At 38.8% G+C, this 14949-nt stretch carries 8 protein-coding genes; 3 read left to right on the forward strand and 5 right to left on the reverse strand.

Annotation, left to right across the window (positions count from 1 at the left end; genetic code table 11):
• Positions 1–27: 27 nt before the first annotated feature.
• Together GM920_RS22200 and GM920_RS22205 are read right to left on the reverse strand one after the other, a co-directional pair.
• Complete coding sequence (locus GM920_RS22200) at positions 28–2109, reverse strand: M48 family metallopeptidase (protein ID WP_182961588.1); 2082 nt, start codon at positions 2107–2109, stop codon at positions 28–30.
• A gap of 151 nt (positions 2110–2260) precedes the next feature.
• On the reverse strand, positions 2261–4459 hold the full coding sequence (locus GM920_RS22205) for a B12-binding domain-containing radical SAM protein (protein ID WP_182961589.1): 2199 nt from the start codon (positions 4457–4459) through the stop codon (positions 2261–2263).
• Between the two features lie 242 nt (positions 4460–4701).
• Here GM920_RS22205 and GM920_RS22210 point away from each other — a divergent pair, with 242 nt between their 5' ends.
• Complete coding sequence (locus tag GM920_RS22210) at positions 4702–5181, forward strand: LemA family protein (RefSeq protein WP_317171585.1); 480 nt, start codon at positions 4702–4704, stop codon at positions 5179–5181.
• A 9-nt stretch (positions 5182–5190) separates the two neighbouring features.
• Positions 5191–7134 carry a DUF2207 domain-containing protein gene (locus GM920_RS22215; protein ID WP_182961591.1) on the forward strand — a complete coding sequence of 648 codons (1944 nt, stop codon included), beginning with the start codon at positions 5191–5193 and terminating at the stop codon, positions 7132–7134.
• An 88-nt stretch (positions 7135–7222) separates the two neighbouring features.
• Here GM920_RS22215 and GM920_RS22220 read toward each other — a convergent pair whose 3' ends face one another.
• Positions 7223–8539: a serine hydrolase domain-containing protein gene (locus GM920_RS22220; RefSeq protein ID WP_182961592.1), complete on the reverse strand. Its 1317-nt coding sequence runs from the start codon at positions 8537–8539 to the stop codon at positions 7223–7225.
• A 718-nt stretch (positions 8540–9257) separates the two neighbouring features.
• Here GM920_RS22220 and GM920_RS22225 point away from each other — a divergent pair.
• Positions 9258–10808 (forward strand): DUF6119 family protein, encoded by a 1551-nt coding sequence (locus GM920_RS22225; RefSeq protein WP_182961593.1) that lies wholly within the window; start codon positions 9258–9260, stop codon positions 10806–10808.
• Between the two features lie 683 nt (positions 10809–11491).
• Here the strand turns inward: GM920_RS22225 and GM920_RS22230 are convergent.
• Together GM920_RS22230 and GM920_RS22235 are read right to left on the reverse strand one after the other, a co-directional pair.
• Positions 11492–12211: a hypothetical protein gene (locus GM920_RS22230; RefSeq protein WP_182961594.1), complete on the reverse strand. Its 720-nt coding sequence runs from the start codon at positions 12209–12211 to the stop codon at positions 11492–11494.
• Between the two features lie 129 nt (positions 12212–12340).
• Positions 12341–14686, reverse strand: coding sequence for a hypothetical protein (locus GM920_RS22235; protein ID WP_182961595.1), 2346 nt, complete (start codon positions 14684–14686; stop codon positions 12341–12343).
• Positions 14687–14949: the final 263 nt, after the last annotated feature.

Raw genomic sequence — 14949 nt, forward strand, 5'->3', positions numbered from 1 at the left:
TTCCAAAATGGCCAACCATCAACATAATTAGGCTGAAAGAGAAACCATTCTTTGCGGAAATAAGCTGCTTTGATAACTTAAAAAACTCCGCTTATGATTCAGGCAGATCGTATAATATAAGCCACGAAAAACCGGAATGATCGCAAAAAATCTATCTAAATCCTCCTCAATGTATTTATTCTGATCAAAATAAACCCAATCTTCAGCGAGGAATTTTTCAAACAAATTGACCTGTTCCGCGGTCAATTCCTCTTTATAGACCGGATTATCCAGCATTGCCTTCAACACCAGTTTAAAAGTATTTTCGCTTTCTATAAATAACACCATTTTCTCTTCAATTACATCAAATGGTGTTTGTACGGTCATAAAGTTGCTGGAATTCATTAAATCAAGGTAAACCAGCTGGTAACTAAAGGTGGCCTCCGCAACCTCCTTAAACAACATTAAGTTTTCCTTCCACTGTTCAAATTGATCAAATTGCAACGCATATCTCTTGAAATAATCCAATATCAGTCTATCACGTTGCTCGATCTTTTCTTTTATTCCTTCAATAGATTCCTGAACTAAACTAATCAGACCTTCACAATCTGCGGTCTGATATTTCTGGCCATCATAACTAAAGCTTCTAATGGCACCAATCTCCAGTTTAATTTCTTCCAATAGTTGAAGATCGGATTCAAGTGTGCTGCGTTCCTGATTTTCAATAAACCCCGCCTCATTGAATAATTCCTCATAGCTGACCTCTGTTTCAACAGGACTATCGAGGATCGAGGGATCAAAATTGTAATATGGTAACCGATCCTGATAATACCCATAATAGCGTTCATCAAAAAACATATCTTCGTAATGACTTAAAAAATCCGATTCGAATTGCTGAAAATCAGTCAACTCCGGTGCATTCGAATAAATAAAATGATGCTCAAAAATCTTTGTGGTTAGCTGTTCTTGTAGTGCTATTTTATTTGTCAGCAAGTTTGCGGCAAGATCTACAGACACCGCTTTGGCCGGTATGTCAAACGCTTTAATCCTTCGGATACGATCCTCAATATTGGGATGGGTTGCCCATGGATCAATCCATACAATCCTGGTTCCAGTTGATTTCCAAACCTGATCTATATCCATCCTGGGCAAACCATTTTGGATCTCTATCCTCCTCAATGAGGCAAAATGGTTCATCGCGAAATATTGGTTGGGATAAATATTTAAAGGTTTTAAACCTTGACCTATTTTACTTTCGTGGTAACTATGGACCATACTCAATGAACTTTCTGCGATTTCCAGGCGCAATAAAGATAAAGCTACCGTTCTGGAGCCCGCAACATGCGTTGCAACTGCATCGGCATGATACTCCATCTCTCTTGAAAGGGCATAATAATTGACATTCAGAATCTCATAAACCTTTTGCAAGAGGGATTGCATCCCTTTAATGACCAGAGCAGCCAAAACCCCGGCAAGCTTGAAATAAGAGATGATATCTCCCCAGACATCTAGCGTTCGTTCAAAGTTATCATTCTCATACAGCATATTGCGCAAGACTTTATTGGCACTGTAAACGTAACTACCAAGCCGCACACTACGTTGGGAAAAATGTCCAAATTCATGGGCAAGAACTGCCCTCAACTCTTCTTTGGAATGCGTATTTAAAATTCCCATTCCAATCTGCAGGTTCATCCTGACTGGAAAAAACATGCTAAAAAACAAGGAATCATAAAATACTCCTGCATTAACTTCCGGGGACAGATAAACTCTTTTAGGAAGGCGTGTCCCTACCTCATTTGCAATATCTTTAATCAATGCAAATAATACCGGTTCTTCTGCGGCCTTTAGCTCAACCAAAATCCTTTCAGGTTCAGGAATTCGCGTGAAAATAAATTTAAAAACGAAGATTAAGACAATTGAACCAACCCCTAATAATACCAATCCAAAAATCCAGGTGAACCAGTTAGCATAAAACTCGATGAGTAAATAACCAATATAGCCAAGGGCAACAGTTAAACCTATAGCGAAGATGACCAGAAAGATATAGGTAAGAATAAAAAGAAAAATAGAAGCCAAAGCCTTCTTAGCCATCTTTTTAAACTCCGCTGATGTGGTGATTGCGTTAATCATTATAAGAGAAAAGTACCTGTTGGTTAAAATACTTACAATTATATTAAAAATATAATTTATTTAAAAGCAAAAACAAGCACTTTCATCACCAAAAACTTAAAAATACAGAAAGAAAGACAATCCTTAGGAATTATCCCTTTCTAGTTTTGGGTTACAAAACCAATAGCCCAAAATCCCTTAAATTATAAATAGGTTCTGAATACCAGAACAATTCGAAATGTTCCATTGTCTTTTCATAGTCCGCTTTAATTTCCTGGAAGGTATACACCTGTGTATTGGAAACCGCTATTTTCTTTAAGATGGAAGTCAACCATTCCCCTTCATTCTTATTCGTCTGAATGCTAAAGCTTTCCTTTTTGTCATGAAAAGTTAAGACCATTGTTTCCAAAGGCTTATTCTTCTTATACTTTGTAAAGATCTCCTGATCGGGCTTTCCTCCTAACCAAACTACTTTAGCCGTTGGTTTAGTATTGAGTTTGCTCTCATCTTTGATTGCTTTCTCAATAAAGTCTGCCGGAATATCCGTTTTTGGAATCTTAAAATCAAACCAGTCCTGCAATTTGTATTCGAAACAGATACCATGCATAAAATTGAACAACGACTTCTTTAATCCGAAGCTGAATTTATTATGATCTATCCCCGTTTTATCGATGTAATTGATGTCATTATTGGCAAAAGTTCCGATCACTTCCGTCTCTTTAACTACTCCAAATTTCTCTGGATACAAGCCAACAGGACTATGGGCTGTCATTGCGAACTGATGCCAGAAGCCAGATTGTAAAACACCTGCTTCGAACAATTGTCTAACCATTTCCAGACTATCTACAGTCTCCTGAATGGTCTGTGTAGGATATCCATACATCAAATAAGCATGTACTAATATTCCTGCTTCCGTCAGGTTTCGGGTCACACGGGCTACTTGTTCAACCGTTACCCCTTTGTCAATCAGCTTTAACAACCGATCCGATGCGACTTCTAATCCACCAGAAACGGCGATACAGCCTGAAGCTTTGAGCAGAATACACAGATCTCTGGTAAAGCTTTTCTCAAACCGAATGTTCGTCCACCAGGTCACAGAGATTTTCCTTCTTAAGATCTCCAATGCCACTTCCCGCATCAATGCAGGTGGGGCAGCTTCATCTACGAAATGAAAACCATTCTGGCCGGTTTTTGCACTTAACTCTTCAATCCGATCTACGATTAATTTAGCAGCAACAGGTTCATACACCTTAATATAATCCAAAGAGATATCACAGAAGGTACATTTCCCCCAATAACAGCCATGCGCCATGGTCAATTTGTTCCAACGGCCATCACTCCACATCCGGTGCATTGGATTTACAATTTCAATTACTGAAATATATTGGTCCAATTTTAAATCACTGTAATCTGGCGTTCCTACATCGAATTGCTTATAGTCGGTTCTTAAAGCATCATTCTTATAGACCACTTCCCCATTTTCCAATAGAAAAGTTCTTTTAAACAAGCTTAGCTCGCGTGGTTTGAAAATTGAATCATAGATCAGTTCCACAGGCAATTCTCCATCATCCAGGGAGATGAAATCGAAAAACTCAAAGACTCTCTGATCAGAAAGGGAGCGTAATTCTGTATTTGGAAAACCACCACCCATTGATATTTTAATCTCAGGATAGTTTCTTTTTACATATTGTGCGCATCGGAATGCAGCATATAAATTCCCTGGAAAGGGAACAGAGATTAAGAATAATTTAGGTTGAATCAGCGCGATCTTCTCTTCCAGAATATCCATCAGGAGCTTATCCATATAGGTATATTCCTGACTTAAGGCTCCATAAAGCTCATCAAATGAGTTTGCACTTCTTCCTAATCTTTCCGCATAACGACTAAAACCAAAGTTCGGGTCAATACATTCAATGATGAAATCCGAGATATCTTCCAGATATAGTGTCGCTAAGTGCTTCCCTTTATCTTGCGTTCCCATGGTACCAAATGCCCAATCCAGTTCATCCAATTGCTCAAATCTTGATGCTTCTGGTAAGAAGTCCTCCTGACAAATCTGCAAAGCTAAAGTTGGATTTTTACCCTGAAGAAAAGCAATAACAGCATCAATGCTCTTGATATACTCCTCTTTTAAAGCCAAAATTCGTTTGGAATTTGGGCTGATAGACTTTACAGATCGTTGCGTTGCATGCATAAAAAGATCTTCCAACCCTTTTCTGGAAAACAAAGCCAAAATCACTTCAATACCTAAATCGGCTTGAGTTGAAGAGATATTTTTAGTATTCAAAAAACCTTTGATATATGCAGTTGCAGGATACGGGGTATTCAGCTGGGTAAAAGGAGGGGTAACAAGGAAAAGATCTGTTTTCAAAATGGAATGGTATTACCCTGCAAAAATACAATAATACTTTCAAATCCAGTCTAAACAAAATTGTGGCCTTATAGAGACCCGATTAGAATAAAAATAAATGCCCTTTCATCTTTTTTTGAAAAACAACATCTCTGCAAAAATAGTTGGTTTTTTATCTATCTTTCTCCTTACCTATGCTATACCTCTTAATCGCCCTAATTTGCTTGCTAATATTTGGCAGCATATTTTATTACAACACACTTGTGAACAAGAAAAACAGGTTGAAAGAAGCCTGGAGTGGGATCGATGTGTATTTGAAGAAACGCTATGAATTGATCCCCAACCTCATTGAAACGGTTAAAGTTTATGCCAATTATGAACAAAAATTGATGCAAGATCTGGTTCGGTTGCGTAATGAATCGATTCAGACCCAACAAAATCAAGAGAAGATCAATACCGAGAGTCATCTTTCAGAAAACATCAACAGATTAATGCTCATTGCCGAAAATTATCCTGATTTGAAAGCAAATACCAATTTCCAACAGCTCCAAACTCAACTGGAAACCATAGAAACTGAAATTGAACTCTCCAGAAGATATTACAATGGTACCGTGAGGGAGTATAACATTCAGGTTCAATCCTTCCCTTCCAACCTTATCGCCGCTATCTTTGGATTTAAAAACGGTATTTTCTTCGAAATAAACAATTCTGTAGCGCGTGAACCTGTAAAGGTTTCTTTTTAAATCACCAATATGAAACTCCAACAGCTATTTACACTGCTTAAGGTATCACTGATATTACTTTTCATTCCTGCTTTGTTCACAAAAACTTTAGCGCAGGAACCACTGGCATCAAACATTGACCAGGATAAGCAATCTGAAAGAATCATTTCTTTTCACACTGACATCAGGATTGACACCTCAGGTATGATGTATCTTTCTGAAAAAATTAAGGTTTATACGTCTGGAAATCAAATCAAACGCGGTATTGTCAGGAACATCCCAGTTTATAGAAAAGATATATTTGGCGACAGAAAATCTGCGGATTTTAAAATAACGAGTATTTTAAAGGATGGAAAGAAGGAAAACTACAAGACTCGAAATGATGGTAGCGACCGCAGTATATACATAGGAAATGAAGATCTTATTCTTAATCCAGGTGTTTACACCTATGAAATTAATTACCAAACTAAAGGGCAGGTCGGTTTCTTTAAAACCTATGATGAAATTTATTGGAATGTGACCGGTAGTGAATGGGATTTCGAAATAGAAAAAGCCTCTGCTACCATTGTACTTCCTAACGGAGCCCTCCCAGGGAATACCGCTTGTTATACTGGCTCTAGTGGTTCAACCAGTAAAAACTGCAGCATCAGCATCAATCCCGACAAGTCCATCAGCTTCCAAACTACTGAAAGTCTGCCATCAGGAACTGGCTTCACTGTGGCCTCAGCTTTTACCAAAGGGATGATACACAGACCATCCAATTTCGAACTTTTTTATCAGGACTATTTGAAAATAACCTTTACACTGCTGCTGCTCATTGGTCTTGGAACTTACTACTACCTCAGCTGGTCGCGTTATGGACGTGATCCGCAAGAACCTATCATCATCCCTAGCTTTAACATCCCAAATAACTGGTCACCAGCCCTACTCCGTTATTTTTACATAAAAAAAGTAGATGATAAGTCTTTTGCCATCTCGATCATCAATATGGCTGTTAAAAAAGTCATAAAAATCACTAAAGGAGCAGGACAGAAAAAAGAAGATTATGCTGTTGAAAAATCAACGGGCTTAACAAGCTTACTGTCGAAAGAAGAAGATGCCATTTATGTCCGGTTCTTCAACAAAAAAAATAGAATCTACATCAATAAATCGAATGGATCAACCATAAATGCAGCCAAGAATGCTCATGATGATCAATTGAAACCGCAACTTGACTTAAAAAGCTTCTTCATCAATCACAAGACACAACTCATCAAATCCACACTAATTACGCTGGCTGTATTTGTTGTATTCATGGTTTTTGTAGAGACAGGCACCCCTTTGATGATGCTTTTTTTCAGTCCTTTTATCATTATCGGAGGGATTTGTTTCTTTGCAGGGTTCAAAATGATAGGCGAGTCTGTATTTGTAGGAATTTTCCTTATCATTTGGGGAGCTGGATTTGGTGGTGTTCCATTATATATGCTATTATCTAACCTGAGCAAACTACCCATTGTTTCACTGGTATTCATCGTAACCAGCACCATCATGTATGCCTCCTATGTTTACCTGATTAGGGCACCTACAGTGGCAGGAACTGATGTTATCAGTAAGATTAAAGGATTTAAAATGTACCTGGAAACGGCAGAGGAACATCGCTTAAACCTATTGAACCCGCCGGAGCATAGCCCAGAATTGTTTGAGAAATTTTTGCCTTATGCGCTCGCGCTTGATGTAGAAAATGCCTGGGGAGCCAAGTTTGAAGCGCTGCTCAATGAGGCAGATTACAGCCCAGATTGGTATGAAGGCGACAGGTTTTATTATCCTCAGATTGCCAAAGGCTTTATCGTACCATTTAGTAGCGCAGTCAGTGATAGTAAACCAGATACAGGCTCTTCTTCCGGATCGTCCGGAAGTTCAAGCTGGAGCTCTGGCAGTAGCGGCGGGGGTTCTTCTGGGGGCGGCGGCGGCGGCGGTGGCGGCGGTGGTTGGTAAGTGAGGTAAATACACTTATTACAGCGAAATTACTTAAACGCAAAAAGCCTTAGATTTCTCTAAGGCTTTTCTATTTTGATCGCAGGAATTATTTACCCTGGAGAAATTTGGCCACCGCATGGTATGCTGGTAAGGAATAAGGATCGTTAGCGGCGTTGCTGGCAACCGGGTTTGATGCAAATCGCACAATAACCATATCGACTTTTGGATCGATGTAAATGACTTGTCCATGAACCCCACGAGCGCAGAAAGCACCGTGTTCGTTATTGGTGATCCACCACATATCCCTGTAACTCCAGCCTTTCAGCAAAGGATAACCTCCTTTTTCAAAAGCCTTTTTACTGCCTCCTTTACGGATATCGTCAATAGCTGATTTTGGGATGATCTGCTTGCCGTTTGCGACTCCATTGTTCAGAATCAACTGCCCTAAACGCGCCATATCCCTTAAGCCCATATTAAATCCCCCACCGGCAAAGGCAGTTCCTATGCCATCAACAGCATAATAAGCATCCAGTTCCATCCCAATTTTGCTCCAGATCTTTTCCGACAACACTTCTGCAATGGGTTTGCCGGTAACGCGTGCGATGATCCAGCCCAAAACATCGGCATTTACGGTTTTATAGCCAAAAGCCTCACCATGCGTACCATTTTTCTGCACTGTTGGCAGGTATTCGTAATAGCTTTTAGGGCCATCATAACCTTTGGGTTTAGGAAGCGGATTGCCTGCGGCCGAAAACTTCCAGATATCTGCATTCGGATCGGCGTAATCCTCACTGAATTTCAGGGCGGTGGTCATGTCCATCACCTGTCGTACTGTGGCATCGCCGAATGCGGAATTTGCAAGTTCAGGAATGTAATGGGAAACCAGTTTGGTGGTATCTATCAGGCCTTCTTTTGCCAGCATGATGCCCAATGTACCAGTAACGGATTTAGTGATCGACATGGCCGCATGCTGCAACTCCGGCTTTAAAGCCCCATAATACTTTTCATAAATAATTTTTCCATGCTGCATGATAACCACCCCATCTGCATAAACCTTTTGAAGTGATTCTTCCCAGGTAATGGCCTTACTTTCACCCAGAGGGGTAAACTTAACCTGGTCAATTTCCTTTCGGAGACTTTTGGATAAGGGAACGGCATTAGCCAGTCCGCGCGAGACATTGGTAGTAGGCATAAACTGGCGCATATGCGCAGTACTCCATCTGATGGCAGGAAACTGAAAAAAGCTCCCATCTTCAAAGTAAACTATTCTGTCGGCCGGCGGTGGAGAACCCTGCATCCAACCCATTTTTATAGGATCACTTTCTTTGGCATCCAAATATTTTGGTTTTTCCTGGGCTTTCAGGCTTGAGCTACATAACGTTAACAAACCACCTAGCACAAAAGGAATCGCACTTTGTTTCATAAAATTTCAGATTTTAAAAATAAGAGGAACATTTATAGCTTAACAGCTGGAAAGAGTTTTCGTTTGTCCCATTTAGCCAGATCATGTTTCAGTTTACAATATGAAACAACCTATTTCAACCAAAAATCATTTTTGAAGTCCTAGTGCTATGGATAGATAGAAAAATGCTTAAATGCAAAAAGCCTTAGATTTCTCTAAGGTCTTCAGTGCTCCCTTTCGAACTGAACTCAAAAAAATTTATTGATGATTTAAGGAAAATCGCAAGGATTAGTGAGTTGGTTACTCAAGAACCCCTTAGTAGAGATTTTACCTTAAAATATAAGCGAACCTGGAAAAAGAAAAAGGATAAAAAATAGGTTCTATGGTGAAATTTGGCAGATGATGGTTTAATCCAAGCATTAAACAATTCAATTCAAATGGTGCAAAGCAGTCTCTAGTAGGGTGATTTTATGTGTATAAAAAACCACATTGATCTCTACTAGAGAATGCCAAAAAATGAGTTTATCACTACTAGAGTACTTTGAAGGGGCTTATACGGATTATAGCTATACATGGTCTAATATGTGTTCGTTTTACAAAACAATAAGTAATTTTAGGACTGAACCGTCCGAAATAAGCAGGTCAGTTTTCCCAAAATATACATAAAAGAAATGCTGTTGATATTTGAAATTTCTTAATACAATAGGTATATTCGATTTGAATTAACAGTCTTTCCTTTATGAAATTAACTACTCGACTTGGTAAGAAGGGGCTTACCATAAAACAGCTGCTAAAAACTAACCACAGTTTTAAGGGTCCGATATCTCCTTGGAACGGTATTCCAGGTTCTGAACTTTATTATGGGCAATCATATGACGGCACGCCGTCCTGGCGGGATTTCCTTCAAACCGGTTCGGAGCAACCATTGGAAGATCTTAAAAACCAGGGTGCAGCGGCATTACTTTTCTTGCCTATCGATGGTCGGATGATGATTTACATTTTTGGCTACGGACTAGGAAGTCTTGTAGAAGGTAAAACCGAATGGGATTACGGTATTAAGGTTGTGCTCAATTCCATCAATGCCAACGGCATAAGAAGCCTTGATTCTAAGACCATAGATCGGCGCGCCAAGAATAAGCGCATCCAACTTGCGACTCAGGGCACCATTGGCGAATTTGAGCTAGATATTGTGAAAGATCTTGTCAGCCAAATCGCTGGAGTATCGGTTGATACGACTTTCGCAAAAGGTCTAGTCGGCAGCGAAAGTCTGATGCTGACTGTAGATATGGAAGCGACTTCAATCGTAAAAAAAACAAAGCAAATTTATAATGTTTACAATGAGGTAAAGTATAAGACTACATTTAACTGGATCGACTTTGTGTCTCCGGTTAAGGATAAAACCCTTATTGATGAATTAAATGCTGAACTCCAAGTTGCTCTAGACAATGCTATCAAGGCCAATGATTCATCTAACTTTTTGCTATCCTATCCCGAGATCATCGAGGCGATGAACATAGATCATATTTGCTATGGTGGCTTTGGGCCAGAAATAGAGAGTGATTATCCGGACTTTGAAAAATTTTTGGTTGAATATCTTGCCGCTGGCCACACTGGTTTAAGTCACACATTTGACCAGCTTTCTATTGATCAATACGATGGAGAGGATACATACAAGAAATCATATGGATTTTATCGATGTCTTTCTACGGAACTTGAATATAAGCTTAACTATTATGTTTTGACAAACGGAAACTGGTTCCGTTTGGAAAAGACATATTATGATGAAGTGACGAAGTTTTTCGAAGCATTAATAAATAATTCTACAGACTTTACCGGTCCCACGAAGGTTTACGTATATGGTGAAACGGCATATCTCGAAAGCTTCTCTCAGCCTGATCATGAGATTATGGATCAGGTATTCTTCATGTCTGGACAGAAGAAAATCGAGTTTGCAGATATCGTTAGTGGCTCATGTGAGATGATCCATGTGAAGGGCGGGGGATCAGGAAACCAACTTGGGCATATGTTCAACCAAGGCTTTGTCTCGGCAAGTCTGATGTTGAACGACATCAATTATCGCAAAGAATTTAAAAGAGCGATAAAAATGTCGTCCATTAGCTCTAAATTCAAGACAAAGGATTTTCTTCCAAGTGAAGTTACTGTCGTCTACAGGATTATCAAGTCTGGAAAGAAGCCAAGCCTTTCATTTTTCGCAAAGATTGCCTTATATGATGCCTATAAAAAAATAAGGGGGATGGGTTATAATTTTCGGCTCGATTGGCTCAATTGATGAATTTCATCGTTAATCTTATTTTAAGTGTCATCTTAGGCCTGTGTAAGATGATATTAATTGGATTCATGTGATGGCATATTCCATAGAATGTAGGTTTTCCGATGAATTTCAAACAATGTATTCAATAGAGCTTAGCTCATTAAAATTTGTGGATTCAATAAGAAATAAGATAGCTAAATAATATTTATAATGTCGATTGTCAATTGTGCTCTTGGGTAAGCCTAATTTTAGACTGGCATTGTACTAGTTGAGTATTTCAGGGAAATGGACGGTGAATTCACATTAAAACTGACACCTCTTTTCGGCTTAAACGGGTCTTCCCCACTTCTGTTGATACACAGAGTCAACGGCCCAAGTGTGATTCTCACAAAGCGAATCCAGATGATATCTAACCCCCGACTTCCTCCGCGCCTCTGTACTTATATAAATTAGATCTTCCAAAATCTGTTTCTCACACAAAATGTATTAGATTATTACTTCCTCAAAAAATAAAGTGCTTTACATATTTTCCAAAATATAAAATACAAAGACAAATTCATTAAATGTATAGGTAGTCTCTAGTAGGGCGTTTTTAAACACATAAAACCACATTTATCTCTACTAGAGACTAACCAAAATGACAGCAAAAAATAATTTAATCCCTACTAGAATATTTTAAAGTTTAAAATACTCTAGTAGGGCTACCTTATACGGGTTAGATAGAACTGAAAATCTCTGGTTTTTACACTACCTTCAAAATCAACTTCATAAATATGAAGTAATTCTGGCTGAACTGGTTTGAGTAAACGAAAATTACAAAACTGAAGTTTTTCAAACTGTTGGGCTATAGGAAGATTCGGAAATACCTCTCGTAATTCATTAAGTTTTTTAGTCGCATCACTTCCATCCTCAAGGCTTAAGTCCGAGTCTGCAACTTGCCTGATTTCTATCATAATTGGTTTAGCAGGTACACTCAGGTACTGACGTATTTGCAGAACATCTATTTCCCTCGGTATCTCGGGGTCATTTCCGGTAGAAATGAGTATACTTAAAAGAACCATGCACTTTTGGAGCAGTTCGCTGCCAACAAGATTTTCACACGCATAGGTAGCTGCCCGGATGCTACTAACAGAAAGATACACACCATCATGCTGGAAATTTAATTTAAGACCGCCATACTCAAGCGTGCCTTGTGATATTGTTGCAGCAATTGAAGCACGTTGAATTTCAAACACTTGACTATCAATTTTTAATCTGACAATTTCTTTATAAAGAAATGTCAGCAGGTCTAATATTTTCCAGTCTCTACTTGGATTGATTGCACCAAGACCCATTTCCTGGATTGATTTTAAAAATATTGTTGAAGTGCCATGCCAATAACTCTGACCGTTCCAGGTGGCATATACGTATTTTTGACTCATGTAATTTTATAATGTGCTATTCTGGGTATTTCGATAAAAAAGACAAAAAAATGGTAATGTAATTTCAAGAGTTTTAATAAAACTCTTGGGTTTTGAAAAAGCAGATTTTTCTAAACTTGTCGGCGTCTGCTATAAGATTCCAATCCTTAATTCGAGGTGTCTATCAAATCCTTTTGTAAAGAACACTTCTATCTTCAGTCCATCCTCTAACGTGCGAAAATCATGGAAGGAGTAACTATTTATCGGTAATTTTTTTGAGCGGCTAGAATGGGTACTAGAAAAATCGTTATAGCGAATTTGATAACTTTCCTGTTCCTTCAAGCTTAAAATAGGTATTTTCTGAGTCGCTGATTCGGCTAGATGAATAAAGAAATGATCAAATGAAAATTCTGTAAGCTCTTCATTATCATCGAAATCTGGACTAATTTCATACAACACAAAAATCAAAAACACCATTTCAATATTGCTTAATTGATGATGCGTCACATTCTTGAAAATACTGAAAAGGGAATTTATCGAAGGCAATATCTCATGATTCAGCCAGTCTCTAAACATACCTTTTACTAAAACTACCAGGCTGGTATTTACCACCGCAAAATCTGGAATTTTAGGTTCGGGAAATGTTTCTCCTTCTACAAACCGTTTAATTAAAGAAGGGGTATGGTGACGGAGCAGTTCTTCAAATTCACCACCAGTGTAAATACTGATCGTTTTGATGCCAGCTTTTAATCCGTAAGACTTGATTGTCTCTCTTACCTTATTACCAACCCTACCTCCGCAATACAGCATCCAGTGCATCGGAACCTTCTTGTCCAACAACAATTTATTAATATCCTCGGTCGCTTTCTTCAGATCCATTCGTCTGTAATTGGCACATTGAAAACAATAGGTCTCTCCTGCCATTACGCCCCAGATGTCACGACCACCGTCATTACCAGTCTCGCCCAGCCATTCAAGTGAATCCCAATGACTGGTCTTCAACAAATACGCAAATACTAATCTTTCAAATTCAATTGAGGATCGGTCCTCGAAATGAATTGGCCTGACTGATTTTTCGACACGTTTAACAGGTAGCTCTCCAGGCTCAAATTCTTTTTCCTCCAGAAATTTAAGGAAAAGGTATTCTTCATTGGCTACAACTTGCTTAAACATTTTCCCATACTCTATCACTTCTCTGTCCAGGTCTATAAGTTCGCCGTCAACCAAACGATTGAAAATTGCATTCGCCTCCTCATCTCGAAGACCATCAGAATTTTCCCGCACAACCGTAATTGTCTTTTGTAAGAATTCCTTTTTATAAAGGGAATTAGAAAACTGTGTTAAAAATTTCATTTTCCTGGTCTGAAAATCCTTTCCAAACAATTGTGGCATGGAAGACTGCTTCCTAAAAAAGCTTCCAAGTATTAGCTCATAACAGAAATTGTTCTCGATTTTTACTTCAATTTCATTCTTTGGACATAGTGAAATGGAGAGATGACCTTTGCTAAATTCAAATCCAATTGAAGACGTTCCACCAGTCACAAAATGCCATACTTTAAGTTTATCATCATATGGCCGACCTGAATCTAAGTACAACTCCAGATCAACAGCCTCTGCTTCCAGAAAAGGCTCGTAAATTTGATATCTCTGTGAAAAGTCCGGTTTTCGCTGACAATTTTGGCAGTTGCAAATAATTTCCTCTGCTTCATCACCATCCGCGTTTTTTGCATATATCCTGCCCCTAGATCCAATAAAACTGTAGTTTTCCGAATATATCTTCAGTTTATCAGCCAAACCAGCTGCTTCTCTAATTCTCCCAGCGACAGCAAGATGATCCACACTATCCCGGTGGATCATGTACCCACGAAAGCGATCGATACTTCTTTTCAAATCTAACTTCGCAATCGCCTCTAATAAACCTGCGGTCTCGGTCCTATGCAGGATCTTTTCTAAGAACTCAGTAGTAAAGGGCGTGTAGATTCCGTTGTCAATTGCACTCATTAAGTAACGCAAACCATCCATTTTATGAGAGCCGGCATTGGTCAATATTGAATCGATTGCGTATTTAGCTAGTCCCATGGCAGTTGTTTCCCCGGGGATATTTGATCCAATCGCCGTATAAAGCACTATCTGACAATCCTGGAAACCAGCAACTGATTCTACGACAACGTTGTTCCTGCCTGGTTTATCCGGGTGAACATAAGATCTACCTATAATCCTAGTCTCTCTTCTCCATAACATCGACTTGGCGTCGGGCAGAGAAACCTTTGCATCTAAAACCAAAAGGCAGGCATTTACCGAAGCGCCACCAGACTTGACGGGAATCAGTGTTGGCGCTCCTCCCCGGGTTTTGCTCAGCCTTCCATATTCAACTTCAAATGGCGTCGTACAAGCGATCTTTTTTACAATCAAAGGCCCAAGTTCATTCCCAGGATCATCAATTAAAGATCCATAAGCCATTATTCCGATCTCATATTTAAAGTGCTTTTTCTCCATTCTGTTTATTGATCAGTTTTATTTAAAAATCTTTTGGTGGCCAATCTATCTTCTATCAGCAAGGATGCTTACATTGTATAAGCAACCCTACAAAAATTTTCGAAATGAAAAATCATATATGCATTTATCCGCCTATGTAAATTTCTGTAAAAAAATGAAGGAGAGCCACTATTTAAACTATTTTTTTATCTGGGATAAACTAAGAATTAATTATGAAAAAAATTACCAAAATAAATACGGAAACAGACACTAACAATTACAAA

Origin of the sequence: Pedobacter gandavensis (assembly GCF_014172405.1) — a bacterium.
In the GTDB taxonomy this organism is placed as follows: domain Bacteria; phylum Bacteroidota; class Bacteroidia; order Sphingobacteriales; family Sphingobacteriaceae; genus Pedobacter; species Pedobacter gandavensis.